General features: G+C 70.8%; 17 protein-coding genes and 1 pseudogene. 12 read left to right on the top strand and 6 right to left on the bottom strand.

The window, feature by feature from the left end; all coding sequences use genetic code 11:
- The 7 genes and pseudogenes from AOK09_RS15620 to AOK09_RS42135 form a co-directional block, all read left to right on the top strand.
- Positions 1-1,509: ABC transporter substrate-binding protein (locus tag AOK09_RS15620; RefSeq protein ID WP_407675406.1), on the top strand; the 1,509-nt coding region annotated here is incomplete at its 5' end.
- Between the two features lie 17 nt (positions 1,510-1,526).
- Positions 1,527-2,513 (top strand): ABC transporter permease, encoded by a 987-nt coding sequence (locus tag AOK09_RS15615; protein ID WP_055587799.1) that lies wholly within the window; start codon positions 1,527-1,529, stop codon positions 2,511-2,513.
- Positions 2,510-3,328: an ABC transporter permease gene (locus AOK09_RS15610; protein WP_055587798.1), complete on the top strand. Its 819-nt coding sequence runs from the start codon at positions 2,510-2,512 to the stop codon at positions 3,326-3,328. The genes AOK09_RS15615 and AOK09_RS15610 overlap by 4 nt, the downstream gene beginning before the upstream one ends.
- Positions 3,325-4,137 carry an ATP-binding cassette domain-containing protein gene (locus tag AOK09_RS15605; protein WP_055587797.1) on the top strand — a complete coding sequence of 271 codons (813 nt, stop codon included), beginning with the start codon at positions 3,325-3,327 and terminating at the stop codon, positions 4,135-4,137. Before AOK09_RS15610 ends, AOK09_RS15605 begins: the two co-directional genes overlap by 4 nt.
- A complete protein-coding gene (locus AOK09_RS15600) occupies positions 4,134-4,970 on the top strand; it encodes an ABC transporter ATP-binding protein (RefSeq protein WP_055587796.1) in 837 nt (278 codons plus the stop codon). Before AOK09_RS15605 ends, AOK09_RS15600 begins: the two co-directional genes overlap by 4 nt.
- Positions 4,971-5,478: 508 nt before the next feature.
- Positions 5,479-6,375, top strand: coding sequence for a hypothetical protein (locus AOK09_RS43190; RefSeq protein WP_055587795.1), 897 nt, complete (start codon positions 5,479-5,481; stop codon positions 6,373-6,375).
- Positions 6,376-6,437: 62 nt separating this feature from the next.
- Positions 6,438-6,662 (top strand): annotated as a pseudogene (locus AOK09_RS42135) (hypothetical protein); the annotation flags it as partial.
- 90 nt (positions 6,663-6,752) lie between these two features.
- Here AOK09_RS42135 and AOK09_RS15590 read toward each other — a convergent pair.
- From AOK09_RS15590 to AOK09_RS15580, 3 genes are all read right to left on the bottom strand, one after another.
- Positions 6,753-7,091: a hypothetical protein gene (locus tag AOK09_RS15590; RefSeq protein WP_055587794.1), complete on the bottom strand. Its 339-nt coding sequence runs from the start codon at positions 7,089-7,091 to the stop codon at positions 6,753-6,755.
- Positions 7,092-7,221: 130 nt separating this feature from the next.
- Positions 7,222-7,521, bottom strand: coding sequence for a hypothetical protein (locus AOK09_RS15585; RefSeq protein ID WP_245687308.1), 300 nt, complete (start codon positions 7,519-7,521; stop codon positions 7,222-7,224).
- 586 nt (positions 7,522-8,107) lie between these two features.
- Positions 8,108-8,854, bottom strand: a complete 747-nt coding sequence (locus AOK09_RS15580; RefSeq protein ID WP_055587792.1) for a tyrosine-protein phosphatase — start codon at positions 8,852-8,854, stop codon at positions 8,108-8,110.
- Between the two features lie 72 nt (positions 8,855-8,926).
- Here AOK09_RS15580 and AOK09_RS15575 point away from each other — a divergent pair, with 72 nt between their 5' ends.
- From AOK09_RS15575 to AOK09_RS42125, 3 genes are all read left to right on the top strand, one after another.
- Positions 8,927-9,508 (top strand): isochorismatase family protein, encoded by a 582-nt coding sequence (locus tag AOK09_RS15575; RefSeq protein ID WP_055587791.1) that lies wholly within the window; start codon positions 8,927-8,929, stop codon positions 9,506-9,508.
- Between the two features lie 332 nt (positions 9,509-9,840).
- Positions 9,841-10,263: a transposase gene (locus tag AOK09_RS42130; protein ID WP_245687307.1), complete on the top strand. Its 423-nt coding sequence runs from the start codon at positions 9,841-9,843 to the stop codon at positions 10,261-10,263.
- Positions 10,260-10,757 carry a transposase gene (locus tag AOK09_RS42125; protein WP_245687306.1) on the top strand — a complete coding sequence of 166 codons (498 nt, stop codon included), beginning with the start codon at positions 10,260-10,262 and terminating at the stop codon, positions 10,755-10,757. The genes AOK09_RS42130 and AOK09_RS42125 overlap by 4 nt, the downstream gene beginning before the upstream one ends.
- On the opposite strand, the gene AOK09_RS15565 is transcribed toward AOK09_RS42125, so the two are convergent.
- Both AOK09_RS15565 and AOK09_RS15560 read right to left on the bottom strand, forming a co-directional pair.
- Positions 10,714-11,247, bottom strand: coding sequence for a hypothetical protein (locus tag AOK09_RS15565; RefSeq protein ID WP_055587790.1), 534 nt, complete (start codon positions 11,245-11,247; stop codon positions 10,714-10,716). The genes AOK09_RS42125 and AOK09_RS15565 overlap by 44 nt on opposite strands.
- Before the next feature lie 345 nt (positions 11,248-11,592).
- On the bottom strand, positions 11,593-12,072 hold the full coding sequence (locus AOK09_RS15560) for a hypothetical protein (protein ID WP_055587789.1): 480 nt from the start codon (positions 12,070-12,072) through the stop codon (positions 11,593-11,595).
- A gap of 577 nt (positions 12,073-12,649) precedes the next feature.
- On the opposite strand from AOK09_RS15560, the gene AOK09_RS15555 reads away from it, so the two are divergent.
- A complete protein-coding gene (locus AOK09_RS15555) occupies positions 12,650-13,258 on the top strand; it encodes a nitroreductase family protein (RefSeq protein ID WP_055587788.1) in 609 nt (202 codons plus the stop codon).
- A 318-nt stretch (positions 13,259-13,576) separates the two neighbouring features.
- Here the strand turns inward: AOK09_RS15555 and AOK09_RS15550 are convergent, their stop codons facing one another.
- A complete protein-coding gene (locus tag AOK09_RS15550; protein WP_055587787.1) occupies positions 13,577-14,035 on the bottom strand; it encodes a hypothetical protein in 459 nt (152 codons plus the stop codon).
- 612 nt (positions 14,036-14,647) lie between these two features.
- On the opposite strand from AOK09_RS15550, the gene AOK09_RS15545 reads away from it, so the two are divergent.
- Positions 14,648-16,110: cellulase family glycosylhydrolase (locus AOK09_RS15545; RefSeq protein ID WP_055587786.1), on the top strand; the 1,463-nt coding region annotated here is incomplete at its 3' end.

Below are 16,110 nucleotides of genomic sequence, written 5' to 3'. Positions count from 1 at the left end.
CTCGGCGGCACCCTGGCCGCCGCCCTCAGCCTCACCCTGGCCGCCTGCGGCTCGGGCGGCGGCTCCGGCTCCTCCGCCGCACCGGGCGGCTCGGGCGCGTACAACGCCGGCGCCACCGTGGCGATCGGGTCGCTCTACGAGCCGCAGAACCTGGACAACACCGCCGGCGGCGGCCAGGGCGTCACCGAGGCGCTCAACGGCAACGTCTACGAGGGGCTGTTCAAGCTCACCGACGACGGCAAGGTGCAGAACCTGCTGGCGCAGAGCTACTCGGTCAGCCCGGACGGCCTGACCTACACCTTCAAGCTGCGCAGCGGTGTGAACTTCCACACCGGCCACCCGCTGACCTCCGCGGATGTGAAGTACAGCATCGAGAAGGTGCTCGCCAAGGACTCCAAGTCCGCGCGCAAGAGCAATCTCGAGGTCGTCAAGAGCATCGACACCCCGGCCGCGGACACCGTGAAGGTGACCCTGAGCTCCAAGTCGATCTCGTTCGTCTACAACCTCAGCTACGTCTGGATCATCGACCACCAGGCCGGCGACCTCAAGACCGCCGAGGCCGGCACCGGCCCCTACAAGCTGGACAAGTGGACCCGCGGCTCGGCCCTCAGCCTGACCCGCTGGAGCGGCTACTGGGGCACCAAGGCCTCCAACGCCAAGGCGGTCTTCCACTACTACAAGGACGCCACCGCGCTCAACAACGCCCTGCTGACCAACGCCGTGGACGTGGTCACCAGCGAGCAGAGCCCGGACGCACTGGACCAGTTCAAGAGCAACCCGAACTACAAGGTCAACGACGGCCACTCCACCACCAAGCTGCTGCTGGCCTTCAACGACAAGGCCAAGCCCTTCGACAACGCCCTGGTGCGCAAGGCCGTCACCTCGGCGATCGACAACAAGCAGCTGCTGCAGTCGGTGTGGGGCGACTACGGCACCCTGATCGGCTCGATGGTCCCGCCGACCGACCCGTGGTACGAGGACCTCACCAAGGTCAACCCGTACGACACCGCGCTGGCCAAGAAGGAGCTGGCGCAGGCCGGTTACGGAGGCGGCTTCAGCTTCACGCTGGACACCCCCAACTACGACCCGCACCCGACCGCGGCCACCTTCATCAAGGCCCAGCTGGCGAAGGTCGGCATCACCGTCAAGATCAATGTGATCACCCCGGACGAGTGGTACACGAAGGTCTACCAGAACCACGACTTCACCGCGACGCTCCAGGAGCACGTCAACGACCGCGACGTGGTCTGGTACGGCAACCCCGACTTCTACTGGGGCTACGACAACCCGCAGGTGACCAAGTGGGTCGCCCAGGCCGAGCAGTCCGGCACCGCGGCGGAGCAGACCGCGCTGCTGAAGAAGGTCAACGAGCAGATCGCCCAGGACGCGGCCAGTGACTGGCTGTACCTCTACCCGCAGATCGTGGTCTCCTCCACCAAGGTCACCGGCTACCCGCTCAACGGCCTCAACTCGCAGTTCTTCGCCTACGGCATCAAGAAGACGAGCTGATGACCCGGTCCACCGGCATGACGGGCTATCTGCTGCGACGGTTCGGCTTCCTGGTCGTCTCGCTGCTGCTGGCCAGTGTGGTGCTGTTCCTGCTGCTGCGGCTGCTGCCCGGCGACCCGGCCAACGCCCTGGTGTCGGTCGGGGCCGACCCCCAGCAGATCGCGGCGGCGCGGCACGAGCTGGGCACCGACCAGCCGCTGCTGCAGCAGTTCGGCAGCTGGCTCCGCCAGTTGGCGACGCTCGACCTGGGACACTCCTTCGTCAGCTCGCTGCCGGTGGGCCCGGAGATCGTCAACCGGCTGAACGTCACCGTTCCGCTGACCCTGGCGGCCTTCGTGCTGGCGGTGCTGATCGCGCTGCCCGCCGGGTTCGTCGCCGCGCACCGCTCCCGCACCTGGTACGGCGGGCTGCTGAGCGCGGTCTCCCAGCTGGGCATCGCGGTACCGGTGTTCTGGGTCGGCATGATCCTGGTCACCGTCTTCGCCCTGCACCTGCGGGTGCTGCCGGCCGGCGGCTTCCCGCAGGACGGCTGGTCGGACCCGGGTGACGCGGTGCGCTCGCTGGTGCTGCCGGTGGTCACGGTGGCCCTGGTGATGGCCGCCTCGCTCACCCGCTATGTCCGCTCGGCCGCGCTGGACGTGCTCGGCAGCGACTATCTGCGCACCGCGCGGGCGCTCGGCGCCTCGTTCCGCGGCGCGATGTGGCGGCACGGGCTGCGCAACGGCGTGGTGCCGGTGATCTCGGTACTGGGCATCGAACTCGCCACCACCCTGCTGGGAGCGGTCGTGGTGGAGAACGTCTTCGCCCTGCCCGGACTCGGCAGCCAGCTCGCCCAGGCGATCTCCCAGCACGACTACCCGGTCATTCAGGGAGTGCTGCTGGTGAGCAGCTTCGCGGTGCTGCTGATCGGCTTCCTGGCCGACCTGGTGCAGCGCCTGATCGACCCCCGCCTGCGCGGGCGGCTCTCCGGAGCCGTCGCTCCCTCCGCCGGAGGCACCCGATGAAGCGCGTCCGCTCCTGGACCCTGGCCGGCGGGCTGGTGCTGTTCGGCCTGGTCGTGCTGGTCGCACTGGTCTCCCTGGTGTGGCTGCCGTACGACCCGTCCGACATGACCGGCGGACGGCTGACCTCGCCCGGCTGGCCGCATCTGCTGGGCACCGACAAGCTGGGGCGGGACCTGCTCACCCAGGTGATGGTCGGCGCCCGGATCGCACTCGGCGCGGGGGCCGGCGCGGTGGCGATCGGCGGCGTGCTCGGAGTGCTCGCCGGTGTCGCCACCGGGTTCGCCGGACGCTGGCTCGACGATGCGCTCTCCGCGCTGCTGGACGTCCTGATCGCGTTCCCCACCCTGCTGCTCGCCATGCTGGTGGTCGCCGCCCGCTCGGCCTCGCTGGGCTCGGCGGTGCTCGCGATCGGGCTCGGCATGGTCGCCGTGGTGGCCCGGCTGACCCGGGTGCTGGTCAAGCGGGTCCTGGCGCAGGAGTACATCACCGCCGCGCGCACCTCCGGCACCGGCTGGCTGCGGATCGTCAGCGGCCATGTACTGCCCAACATCTGGCCGACCCTGGTGGTCAACCTGGCCCTGCAGTTCGGGGTCGCGGTACTCGCCGAGGCCAGCCTGTCCTACCTGGGCCTGGGCGCTCCGCCGCCGAACGCCTCCTGGGGCCGGATGCTGCAGGAGGCCCAGGCCACCGTGTACACCACCCCCACCGGGGTGATCGCCCCGGGTGTGCTGCTGCTGGTACTGGTGCTCGGCGTCAACCTGATCGCGGACGGCCTGCGGGACGCCCTCGACCCGACCAGGAGGAAGCGCGCATGAGCCTGCTCGACGTCCAGGGGCTGTCCATCCGTACCGAGGACGGCCGCGAACTGGTCGCGGACCTCTCCTTCTCGCTCGACGCGGGCGAACGGGTCGGCCTGATCGGCGAGTCCGGCTCCGGCAAGTCCCTCACCACCCTCGCCGTCATGGGCCTGCTGCCGCCGGGGATGACCGCCTCCGGGTCGATCGTGCTCGACGCCCCGGGACTGCCCCGCACCGAGGTGCTCGGCGCCCGGGAACGCCGGCTGCTGGAACTGCGCGGACGCGCGGCCACCGTGGTCTTCCAGGAACCGCTGACCGCGCTCGACCCGCTGATGCGGGTGGGACAGCAGGTCGCCGAGCCGCTGCGCCGCGTCAAGCGGCTGCGCGGCGCAGCGCTCCGGCAGGCGGTACGCGACGCCCTCGCCCAGGTGCTGCCCGATCCCGACCGGATCGCGCGGGCCTTCCCGCACGAGATCTCCGGCGGCCAGCGGCAGCGGGTGGCCATCGCCATGGCCCTGGCCTGCGACCCCGCCCTGCTGATCGCGGACGAACCCACCACCGCCCTGGATGTGACGGTGCAGGAGGAGATCCTGGAGCTGCTCAGCACCCAGGTGGCCGAACGCGGAATGGCCCTGCTGTTCGTCAGCCACGACCTGGCGGTGGTCTCCGCCGTGACCGAGCGGGTGCTGGTACTGCGCCACGGGCAGCTGGTCGAGGAGGGCGGCGTCGAGCAGATCGTGCACTCGCCCACCCATGCGTACACCCGCGAGCTGGTCGGCAGCGCCCGGCAGCTGGAAAGCGCCCTGGAACGGACGGCGAAGCGATGAGCACCACCCCCCTGGCCGGCCCGGCTCCCTCCGACGAGGCCGTGGGCACCGCGCTGCTGGAGGCCTGCGAGGTGGGCTTCGCCTACCGCGGCGCCGGCTCCCCCGTACTGCACGACATCAGCCTGTCGCTCCTGCCCGGCCGCAGCCTCGCCCTGGTCGGCGAGTCCGGCACCGGCAAGACGACACTGCTGCGCCTGCTGCTCGGGCTGACCGCCCCGACCAGCGGACGGATCCTCTTCGAGGGGGAGCCGCTGGCACTCGGCGACCGCACCCGGATGCGGGCCTTCCGCCGCTCGGTGCAGGCGGTCTTCCAGGACCCGTACTCCTCGCTGGACCCCCGCGCCCGGGTACGCGCCATAGTCTCCGAGCCCCTGCGCTCCCTCGGGCTGGCCCCGGCCGGACGGGCGGGCACCCGCGACCCCCGGGTCGCCGCCGCCCTGGAGTCGGTGGGCCTGCCCGCGGAAGCCGCCGACCGCTACCCGCACGAGTTCTCCGGCGGGCAGCGGCAGCGCATCGCCATCGCCCGGGCCGTGGTCTGCGACCCGCGGGTGCTGCTGGCCGACGAACCGGTCAGCGCGCTGGACGTGACCACCCGGGTGCGGATCGTGGACCTGCTCGCGGAACTCAAGGAGCAGCAGGGCCTGACCATCGCGATGGTCTCGCACGACCTGTCGGTGGTCGCGGCGTTGTGCGAGCAGACCGCCGTACTGGAGCACGGGCGGATCGTCGAGCAGGGCGACACCGGCGACGTCCTGAGCGCGCCCACGCACCCGTACACCCGCCGCCTGGTCGCCAGCGTCCCCCGGCTGCCGGCACCCCGTCCGGCCTCCTGACCCGCAGGCCACACCCGGACCGGCCCGCGGCTCTCTCCGCCGCGGGCCGGTCCGTCGCGTGGGCGGCGCGGCCTTTACGGTACGGGCCGGCCGGCACGCCTGTCCGCGCCGCAGCAGCGCCCCGCAGTGCGCCCCCGGAGGCCGTCCGGGAGACCCCCCGGGACTCCCGTGGGCACTCATCCGGCGCAGCACCAGCCTCACCTCCAGTGACTGGATGTTGCTCACCGTTACTCTGGCGACAGTCGCCGTAACTCCGGCGACCGGCACTGCGGCCTGTCCGGACCGCGTTCCCGTCCGTCGTCGCGGGTCCGCATCCCGGCTCGGCGGGCACATGGCCCGCTCGGGCACGTGGTCCGCCCTGGCGTCCGCCGTACGGGAGAGCGCCCGCCCGGCAGCCGTCGGCGTGCCGGTCCGCCGCCCTCCGGGAGGCCGTCCGCGCAGCGGCGGCACCGCCCGGAGGACGAGGAAGGCGCCCGAGCAGGATGAGCGAAGAGATGGGGGTGGCCCGATGACCGCCGACAGCCCGGCCCCGGTACCGGACTGGCCCTGCCCCACCGTCCGGATCACAGCCGACGGCCGGGTCGAGGCCGACGGCATCACGGTGCCCGTGCCGGAGGGCATCGGTCCCGACGGCGTACTCGGCTGGGCCGCGGCACACACCGCCCGGCAGTACGAGCGGATCGGCCGCGCGATCCGGGTCACCGCCGTCGAGCCCGACGGGACTCGCCGGCCGTTGATCGTCCACCTGGACGGCACCGTGGTCCACCCCGACGGCACCCCCCTGCGGGCCCTCGGACCCGAACCCGCGGGCAGCAGCGGACGCATCCTGCGCCCGGTCGGCCGGCCGGAGGGCGTCGTCCGGCGCACCTCCCGCACCCAGGGGTTGGCCGGGGCCGCCTTCCTCGTCTCCGGCGCCCTGGGCCTCGCCCTGGTGGCCCTGGTCGTCACCTCGGGCGGCCACCACCCCGGCCAGGCATCGCAAGCGCCGGCCTTCCAGCCCCGGACCACCCCGCCCTCGCCGTACCTCTCCGAGCCGGGAGCACCCCCGGTCCACCTGCCGGAGACCGAACCCACCCCGGCGCCGGCCACCACCCCGGCCCAGGACACCGAGCCGGACCCGGCCCAGGCCGGGCCGGCCGGGGACACCGGGCCGGACCCGGACCCGTCGGTCGCCCCGGCACCGCGGCCCGCCGGTGTGCGGCCTCCCGGCGGCGCACGGTGGATCCCCGGCGTTCCCCACCACGCCGCCCGTGAGCACCACGCCCCGCCGCGTCTCAGGTTCCACATCCCCCAGGACGCCAAGGGCTTCCGCTTCGAGGTCCCCAAGGGCTCCTGCCATGCGCTCGCCCGGCAGGGGGGTCTCCCCGGCGGTCTCTTCACGGCCTGCCGCAGCATCTTCGGGTGAGCCCCGGCCGGTGCGGCCCCCTGACCAGGACGCTCCTATGGCTCGTCAGGGGGCTCGGACGAATCCGAGGGAAAGCGCGGGCCAAGGTCGCCAAGCGCCTCCGGCTACGGCTGTCCTCCGCCGCCGGTCAACTCGCCACGACCGGCCGCCGCCACTACCTCCGCCTCGCCCGGCACTGGCCCCACCTGATCACCACCGCGTTCGACCCTCGGCAAGCCCTACCCGAAAACCCGGCTGACCAGCGGCAACGCCCCATCCCGAGGAACCCTCTCACCCATCCGCAGTAGTGGAACCCGGCGCCCACCCGACAAGCCGAAACGGCCCGCCGAAACAACTGGCGGACCGTGCCGCAAGTTCGGGGTTGGAGAAACGGGCTGTCAGGTGAGCCGGAGAACCAGCAGCCCGAGGATGTAGAGAATCGCAAGGGACGACAGACCGATCAGCCCCGGACGTCGGCGATTTCGGGATCCCAGTACGGAGAACCAGATCAGGGCGCCCAGCGAGAGGACCGTCAGGGCCACACCCGCGAGTACCTCGGGCCAGTAGGGCCCGTACTGGTCGGGCGTAGCATCAGGAGCGGGGTCGGACATTCCGCCCACAACAACGAGCACGAAGCCGAGGAATCCGCCCCCGCAGACGACCAGCACGGAAGCTGCGGTGACCAGTGGCAGGCCGATCACCCGCAGCCGCCTGCTCACGCCGTCCGGGCTCGGCATCGCGCCTCCCGTGGGGATCGACTGGTGAGGACCGGGCGTCGCCTCGCCAGACGATGTCGCAGTGCCCCGTGCTGCGCAAGGGTCCCGCAGCGGCGGTACTTCTGGGAGCGCCGGGCGGCGGTGGGAGGTCTCACAGATCAATGCGGGTGCGCTGCGAGTCATCGCCGCGGTTGAGGTAGACGTGCGCCGGCCGAAACGGCAGAGCTCGAAGCTCAGACTCCATGGCGGCGAACAACACATCCGCATCCGGGCCGTAAGCGTAGATGGCGACACGTCCGCCACCGAACTCGTTCCCGTCCACCTCCCCGGCTCCGGCCTGCTCGACCGCAGCCCGCAAATGCTGCTCGGCGCGGAACATGACTTCGCGCTGGGCCCTGTCTCCGAAACTTTCCCCACCCAACGCGAAGTGGGCGATCACGCTGTGCTCCATGTCCCGGGATCCTTCCACGTCGACATCTCGACTTGGAACCGACCACATAGGGCGTTGGCGCGATCTTTGGCCGGTGGCCTGCCTGGGCTGGGGTCGAGCATGACCAGGGGGCCATACGCTGGCCGCGAATCGGGCTGGCTCCTGGCCTGCCCGCAATAAGTGACCGTTGTCTTTCCGATCTTGAGCGGTGTCCGTCGAACGGGAGTCTCAACAGGGCGGCTGCGTGGCATCGGTCTTTGCTACGGGGGCTCGGCATCTCGGTGGCGGCCTGCGGAGCTGCCGGCCTGGTGCTGACTTTGTGCGGCGCCTCTGCCTCCATCATCGCGCTGGTCGCCGGAGTCGCCCCTGGCGCGCTCCTGCTCGCATCGGTGTCGTGGCCCTGATGAGGATCGCCGCTGGTGAAGTTCGTTTGGCCGTCAACGAAGTCATGAGAGCGGACAGCGACGAATCAGGGCCCGGCGATCTGATGTCGCCGGGCCGCTCGAGGACAACCGGCACACCAAGCCGGCCCGCCCGGCCCCAGGCACGTCGATGCCCTGCCTCACCTGTCCGAACGAACCGCGAATTCCGACCAGAGCGGAGAAGGCTAGAACTCCCTCTCGAGGTAGAGGGCTCGCAGCCGCCGCGTCAGGTCCTCCGGGTCGGCGCCGGTGGAGGCGATGTAGCCGGAGACCGAGCCGTAGTCGCGCGCGAGCTCGGCCAGGAACAGCTCCATGGCCCGGGCGGGGGCGCGGAACGCACCCGTCCCTGGCGGCAGCGGTTTTCCTCCCGCGGCCTCCCACTCGGCGAGCAGGACCGTGCGCACGGCCTCCGTCAGGGCGTAGTCCGCGACGATGTCGTCTTCGGGGACGCCGAGCATGCTGAGGATCAGGGCGGTGATGATCCCGGTCCGGTCCTTGCCGCCCTTGCAGTGGTATAGCACGGGCACGGACTGCGGGTCCGCCACCAGTTCGAGTACGGCGCGGACCTCCTCCCGACCGTCCTCCGCGGTCTCGGCGTAGCGATCCGCGAAGAACCGCGCGACGTCCTCGAACGACTGGTGGTACTGGTCGTAGGAGCGGTGCTCGATGCTCAGGTTGTGCCAGACGGGCGCGGTGTCGAGCGGCGCCCGGCCCTGCTGGTCGATCTCCCAGTCGTGCCGCAGGTCGATCACGGTTCGCACGCCGAGCTTCGCGTAACGCTCCCGGTCCTCGGCCGCGTGCGGGCCTGCCAGCTTGTGGAGGCTGTCGGACCGGTAGACGAGCCCGGGACGTATCGCACGCCCGTCCATCGTGACCAGACCACCCAGGTCGCGGACGTTGCGCAGATGCGTGAAGCTGATGATCCGTTCCATGGGCACACCCTACGAGCAGCGGACCGGCGGCCCGTCGGCAGTGCGACCGGAGGATGTGGCAAGGTGACGACCATGGAACCCAGCTTCCTTGACGCACTGCCAGCACTCGTCGTGATCGACCTGCAGAAGGGGATCGTCGACGGGCCCAAAGCACACTCGGTGGAGGGCGTCGTCGCGAACTCCGTAGCCCTGGCCGAGTCCTTCCGCTCCTCGGGGCTGCCCGTCGTGCTCGTCAACGTCGCCGGGGGTGCCCCGGGGCGCACCGACTTCGACTACGGCGACGACGAGGAGGACGATGACGACGGCACCGCACAGGACTGGGTCGAGCTCCTGCCCGAGCTGGACCCCCGGCCGACCGACCTGCGGGTCACCAAGACCAACTGGGGCGCCTTCACCAACTCCACCCTGCACGCCCAGCTCCAGGAGCGCGGTGTCACGCAGGTCGTGCTCACCGGCATCAACACCCAGATCGGCGTCGAGACTACGGCCCGCACCGCCTACGAGCTCGGCTACAACGTCGTGCTCGTGACCGACGCGATGACCAGCTTCGACGCGACCGCCCACGACCACAGCGTCACCCGCATCTTCCCGCGCCTGGGGCAGAACACCACGACCGCGGACCTCCTCACCGTCCTCGCCACCCGCCGCGCCTGACCCGACCCCAGGGGCCGGCTTTCAGGCAGCGTCATCAGCCCGGCAGGGCGCGTGGCGGCTCACTGGCCGTGCCCGACCAAACGACCGGCTGAGGCGGCGCACTGACGCGGCTCACTGTGCGGCCTCGCCGCTGACTGCGAGGCGCTGGAGCGGGTCACCAGATGGCAAGCGTTTTGACGTCGTGCCAGCCGGCCGTCGGATTTCCGATCTTGAGCAGCGTCCGTCGAACGGGAGTCTCGATCGGGTGATCGTGGCTGATGCCAGGCATGGGAACAGGGCCTCGTGGTAGCTCGTAGGGTGTTCTACGCCAACAAGCGGTCCAGGAGGCCCTGTTGTCGCATTTCTTCGGCACCGTGGGAGCGGAGTCCAGCTCGGTCACCCTTGCGTGTGACTACCTGGCTCACCGGTTCGGGAACGCCGGCGACCACGCAATGCGCACGCGCCGCTATCCGACCGACATGTCGGACAGCGAGTGGGCGGTGGTGCGGCCGCTGCTGCCGGTGCCGGGCTGGTTGCGCGGCCGGGGCGGCCAGCCCGAGGCCTACTGCCACCGGGCGCTACTGGACGCGATCCGCTACCTCCTCGATAACGGCACGAAGTGGCGAGCCATCCCAGTCGACTTCCCGCCGTGGGACCGGGTCTACGCGTTCTTCCGACGCTGGCGCGGCCACGGCCTGGTCCGCGAGTTCCACGACCGGCTGCGCCGCCGAGTGCGCGAGCAGGCCGGACGGGATCCGGAACCGAGCGCGGCGTGATCGACTCCCAGTCGGTCAAGGCCGATGCTGTGGTCGGATCCGACAACCGCGGCTTCGACGGCGGCAAGCTGATCAACGGCCGCAGGCGGCACGTCGTGGTCGACACCCTCGGCTTGCTGCTCGCGGTGATGGTCACCGCCGCGGATGTCGGCGACCGCACCGCCGCCCAGGTGCTGCTCGCCCAGGTCGCCGCCGCGCACCACCTGCTGGCCCTGGTCTGGGCCGACGGCAGCTACACCGGCAGCCTCGTCGAGCAGAGCCTCGCCGTCCTCGCCGTGGTGCTCGCCATCGTCAAACGCAGCGACGACATGCGCGGCTTCGTCGTGCTGCCGAAGCGCTGGATCGTCGAGCGCTTCTTCGCCCACCTGATGCAAAGCCGCCGCCTCGTGCGCGACTTCGAGCGCTCCACCAGCAGCGCGGAGGCGATGGTCTACTGGTCGATGACGACGCTCATGACCCGGCGCCTTGCCCGGCCACGTCCTTCGCGAGCGTGAACTTGCCCGGCGCCGACTCGACCAGCCAGCCCCGGGCCACCAGCCGCTTCGCCTTCGACCGCAAGGCCTCCACCTTCCCCGGCACCGGGTCCAGGCCGAAGCAAGCGGCCATCTCTTGGCACGTCAAAGGTCCTTGACCGAGCCTGATCCGGACCGCGAGAGCCTGCAGGATGCGCTGGTAGTCCACCGACAACGCTGCCCAGGACAGCCCCGCACGCCACATCGGCACCACGGACTTCGGCTTCGCCGCGTCCGCCGGCTCGGGGCGAACCGGATGCCCGTCGGAACGGCGCGGGTCCTCGGACGCGACGGCGTCGTCGTCCGGGGCCAGCACCTCGCCGACGCGCGAACGGGCGATGACCCACTCGTTCCATTCCCGCTCGGCCACGTCCAGCTCGGCGTGGACGCGGTCGGCTTCCTCCCGCAGCTCGTCCACGCGGCGGCGAGCGGTGAGCTCACGCTGCTCCAGCAACCCCACGACCGACGACATCCCCGACCTCCACCCAGCGACGACACGACACGTCATCACTGCCGCGGGACTGCCGACCCTACGCCTGACCAGCAGAAAAACATCGATCTTGCCCGGAAAGACAACAACCACTAAGCCCGATCGGCCCCCCGGTCTTGCTCGATGTCGGGTCGGCCGACCGGGGACGACGCTCCTACCGCCGTCAAGCCGGCCGAGGAGTCAGCTGCCCGTCTACTGATCAGCCGCCTGGCTGACTAGCGACACAGAAGACGCCCACGGATCTGACCAGCTCAGATGCCGTGGGCGTCTGTCGTTGTTTGTGGGCCTCGGGTTGCCACGCACGGCCCACAGACGGCCCGGATCCCATCAGGAGTCACCGCCTCCATAGCGGTGCCGGAGATCATCTGTGATCGCGGACATCACGTGCGTGCCCCGCTGCGGCGTCAGCTCCGACAGTGGCGCCTCCGCCTGCGGGTCGTAGCCGTCCATGCCGGTTTCGCGTTCGACCACCGCCCCGAGCGCGTAGACCTGGTCCAGCACGCGAGCGGCATCGTCGCCGGAATGCCAGTACGGAACAGTGATCGAGACTTCGTCCTGGAAGACCGACAGTTGGATCCCCGTGCCGGCGTGAGACAGCTCGCAAGACTCGCCGTCCTCGAACAGGTCTACTTCGCCCAGCAGCGCTCGGGCTTGCGGAACAATGCGGTCCCACGCGTCGATCAGCACAAGAGGCACAGGCTGGTTGGTGTCCTCATATGGAGCCTCGTCGTCGATCTCCAGAGCTTCGAGAGCTTCAGCCCAGGACTGGCCTTCACGGCGCTTGACGAAGTAGATGTCGTAGCTCACGCCGGGATCCTAGACGTCCTTGAGTTGCAACGTCTCCTGGCGGCACGTGGGCATTGCGGTTGGTGGAGCGGCTTTGGGAGGTGTCCTGTCCGGTCTGGGGTCGAGCATGATCAGGGGGGCCATAAGCTGTTGCGACTTGGTCGGGGCTCGGAGAGAACGGGAAAGGCCTGGCCGGGCGGCGCTCCTGACGGTCCGTCGCGCCGACGGGGGTGTGCTCCGCGCGGCAGGCGGGCCTGGCGGTTCCGGCCCCGGCTGTGGTTTGCTGACGACATGACCGTGCTTGTGACCCGTCGCCATGTCGACTTTGTGCGCGTCACCACCACGGGCTGTTCCGCTGGACGCTGACGCCGCCACGCCGCAGGCGTCTCCGCCGTACCACACGCAGCCGTGATCGATCCGCTGCCGTACGCCGACCGTGCACCCGTCACGCCCTGACCGGCCCGGGCCCTTGGCCGCACCGTCCAGGGGCGGTGGTCCCGTGTCCGCCCGCCCGAGGAGCGGCCGGTGGAGGACGACCTCCGGCGGACCGGCAGCATGAGACACCGCACTCCGCACATCCCAGAGAGGAAGGACCCGTATGTCCCCCCGTACCGCGGACACCGCCGTGGCCGTCCACCCGCTGCTCGCCGAGCGCTGGAGCCCCCGCTCGTTCGACGCCTCCCACACCGTCACCGACGAGCAGCTGACCGCCTTGCTGGAGGCCGCCCGCTGGGCCGCCTCCGCGGGCAATCTGCAGCCGTGGCGCTTCCTGGTCGGACGGCGCGGCGACGCCACGTTCAAGCAGATCTTCGACAGTCTCAAGCCCGGCAACCAGTTGTGGGCGGGGAACAGTTCGCTACTGATCGCTGCGGTGGCGGCGGAGCAGCACGCCGACGGCACCCCGCACAGCCACGCCGCCTACGACACCGGGCTCGCGGTGGCCCAGCTGGTCCTGCAGGCCCAGGCCCTCGGGCTGCACGCCCACCAGATGGGCGGCTTCGAGGCGGAGCAGCTGCGTACCGCGCTGTCCGTGCCGGACGGCTACCGGCCGCTCTCCGTCACCGCGATCGGGGTGGCGGCCGCCGCGGACCTCCTCCCGCCTGAGCTGCACGCCCGCGAGACCGCCGCCCGCGAGCGGCGCCCGCTCACGGAGACCTTCTACGCGGAGGGCTGGGGCACTCCCGTGCGGGTGCGGCAGCAGGGCTGAGCCACCGAAGCAGGCCGGGGGCCTGCCCGGGTGCGGGAGCCCGCGCCGCGGCCTCATGCCCGGTTGGGCGGCTCGGCTCGGGGGCGGTTCCTGGGTCCCTTCGCCGTGTTCCTGCCGGGGTGGTCCGGGTCCGGACCGCCCCGGGCCGCCCCTGGGCCCGGCCGCCCTCGGTCCCCGGCCTCCGCCGCGGCCGACCCTCCGTCCTGGTCGATGGGCGGGCGGGCTGGCCGCTCCCCGGCTCGTCCGCACACGGCGTTGCTCCCATACCGGCATTGCCGTGCACACGGCGTTGCTTCGCCCGCCGCGGCGCGCGGCCCCTCAGCGCCCGGTGCTCCGGGCCGGGCGGAAGTCGCTGGGGACGTACGTGCTGGTCCAGCGCGAATACTGGGCCCGGTCCTGCGGTGAGAAGGCCGGCGCGAGGATTCGGTACTGGCGGTAGTACCGGCGCCCCTGGTCGATCCGCACACCCTGCACCTGCAGTTCGGCACCGGGCAGGGTCCGGATGCGGCCCTCGGCGCAGCTCGGCTCACAGGTGTTGATCTTCATCGTGCCGACGCCGGAGGCGCTGGGCGCGCCCCAGTGGGACCAGCGCAGGCCGCTGAGCGCGGCCGTGCTGGTCACCGCGAACGTCGGCGGCCGGACAGCCGGCTGCTGGGAGAGGTCGTCCAGGAGGATCGGTGAGCGGGCCGCTTCGGCCGACGTCGCTCCTGCCAAGGACACCAGGGCGGCGACGGCGAGGCCCACGACCGGGCGCAGACGCAGCAGCGGAGACGGCATCGCGTTACCTCCCTCGGCGAGCGGCGGGACGGGGATCCGGCGCCTCGCCGGTCCTGGGGGCCCGGCCGGCCGTCGGTCCCGGCGGGGGCGAGAACGCCCCTGGGCCTGGGCGGGCCGGGTGGCGCCCCGCCCGGTACGGCAGCCCGTGCAGCGGGCTCACCTCAGGTTAGGCGGCTCGGGCCGGCGGTGCCCGGGAAAGGCGTCCGGCGGCGGCGAACGATCCGGCCGAGGGGGGCGTGTCCCGCTTCCCCCCGCCGGACGGAGCAGGTCGCGACCGCGCCACACGGGGGAGGCGCCGGGCTGACGGGGCCGCAGATATCGACAGAGACCGACGGTTGCCCTCGGCCCGGGAGCGGCGACTCGGGGAGCAAGGTCGAATTCAAGAGATGAACGCGGTTAACGCTATTGACGGCGCGTCGGCTTATTGGCTTGATGGTGGGCGGCGTCGAACCGGCAGTCGACAGTCCACAGTTTTTATCCGGGTCATCCCCCTCGGCTGAACCCCGGAAGCGACTGGGAGCGCTCCCACACCATCGCGCTGAAGACCAAGACCGCCGGGCCACCCACTCGACGCCGCCGGAGATCGGGCTCTCAGCAGAGGAGCGCACAACGATGATCCGCCTTCGTGGCCGCACCAGACGATGGGCCGCCGTGCTCGCCACCGTCATGGCGCTGCTCACCGCACCGCTCATGGTCGGAGGTTCCGCCCAGGCCGCCACCACCGCCGGCTCGGGCTACTGGCACACCAGCGGTCGCCAGATCCTGGACGCCGGCAACCAGCCCGTGCGCATCGCGGGCATCAACTGGTTCGGCTTCGAGACATCGAACGACGTCGTGCACGGACTGTGGGCACGCGACTACAAGTCCATGATCGACCAGATGAAGTCGCTCGGCTACAACACCATTCGGCTGCCCTACAGCGACGACATCTTCAAGGGCACGACGCCCAACAGCATCAACTTCTACAACATGAACGCCGACCTGCAGGGGCTGAACTCGCTGCAGGTGATGGACAAGATCGTCAACTACGCCGGGTCCATCGGTATGAAGGTCATCCTCGACCGCCACCGCCCCGACGCCAGCGGCCAGTCCGCGCTCTGGTACACCAGCTCGGTACCGGAGTCCACCTGGCTCAGCAACCTCACCGCCATCGCCACCCGGTACGTCGGCAACTCGGCGGTGGTCGGCATCGACCTGCACAACGAGCCGCACGACCCAGCCTGCTGGGGTTGCGGCGACACCTCCACCGACTGGCGGCTGGCCGCCGAGCGGGGCGGCAACGCGGTGCTCGCCGCCAACCCCAACCTGCTGATCTTCGTCGAGGGTGTGCAGACCTTCAACGGCAGCTCGACCTGGTGGGGCGGCAACCTCCAGGGCGCCGCGCAGTACCCGGTCCGGCTCAACGTGGCGAACCGCCTCGTCTACTCCGCCCACGAGTACGGCACCAGCGTGGCCTCGCAGCCGTGGTTCACCGACCCGTCCTTCCCCAGCAACATGGCGGGCATCTGGGACAAGAACTGGGGCTACCTGTTCAACCAGAACATCGCCCCCGTGTGGGTCGGCGAGTTCGGGACCACCCTGCAGTCCGCCACCGACCAGACCTGGCTCAAGACGCTGGTCCAGTACCTGCGCCCCACCTCCCAGTACGGCGCGGACAGCTTCCAGTGGACCTTCTGGTCGTGGAACCCCGACTCGGGTGACACCGGCGGCATCCTCAAGGACGACTGGCAGAGCGTGGACACCGTCAAGGACGGCTACCTCACCAGCATCAAGTCGCCCGGCTTCAGCGGCGGCGGCGGGACCACCACCGGGGGTACAGGCGGAACCGGGGGTACCGGGGACACCCAGGCCCCGACCGCGCCCGGCAGCCTCACCGCCACCGGCACCACCTCCAGCAGTGTGTCGCTGTCCTGGAGCGCCTCCAGCGACAACGTGGGGGTGACCTCCTACGACGTCTACCGCGGCAGCACCCTGGTCGGCTCCACCGCCACCACCAGCTACACGGACACCGGACTGACCGCGTCCACCACCTACAGCTACACCGTCAAGGCCAGGGACGCGGTCAGTCCGGTGTC

Origin of the sequence: Peterkaempfera griseoplana, from assembly GCF_001418575.1 — a bacterium.
GTDB lineage: Bacteria > Actinomycetota > Actinomycetes > Streptomycetales > Streptomycetaceae > Peterkaempfera > Peterkaempfera griseoplana.
Note: the sequence above shows the minus strand (reverse complement) of the source record. Positions and strands in the feature narration are given on the sequence as shown.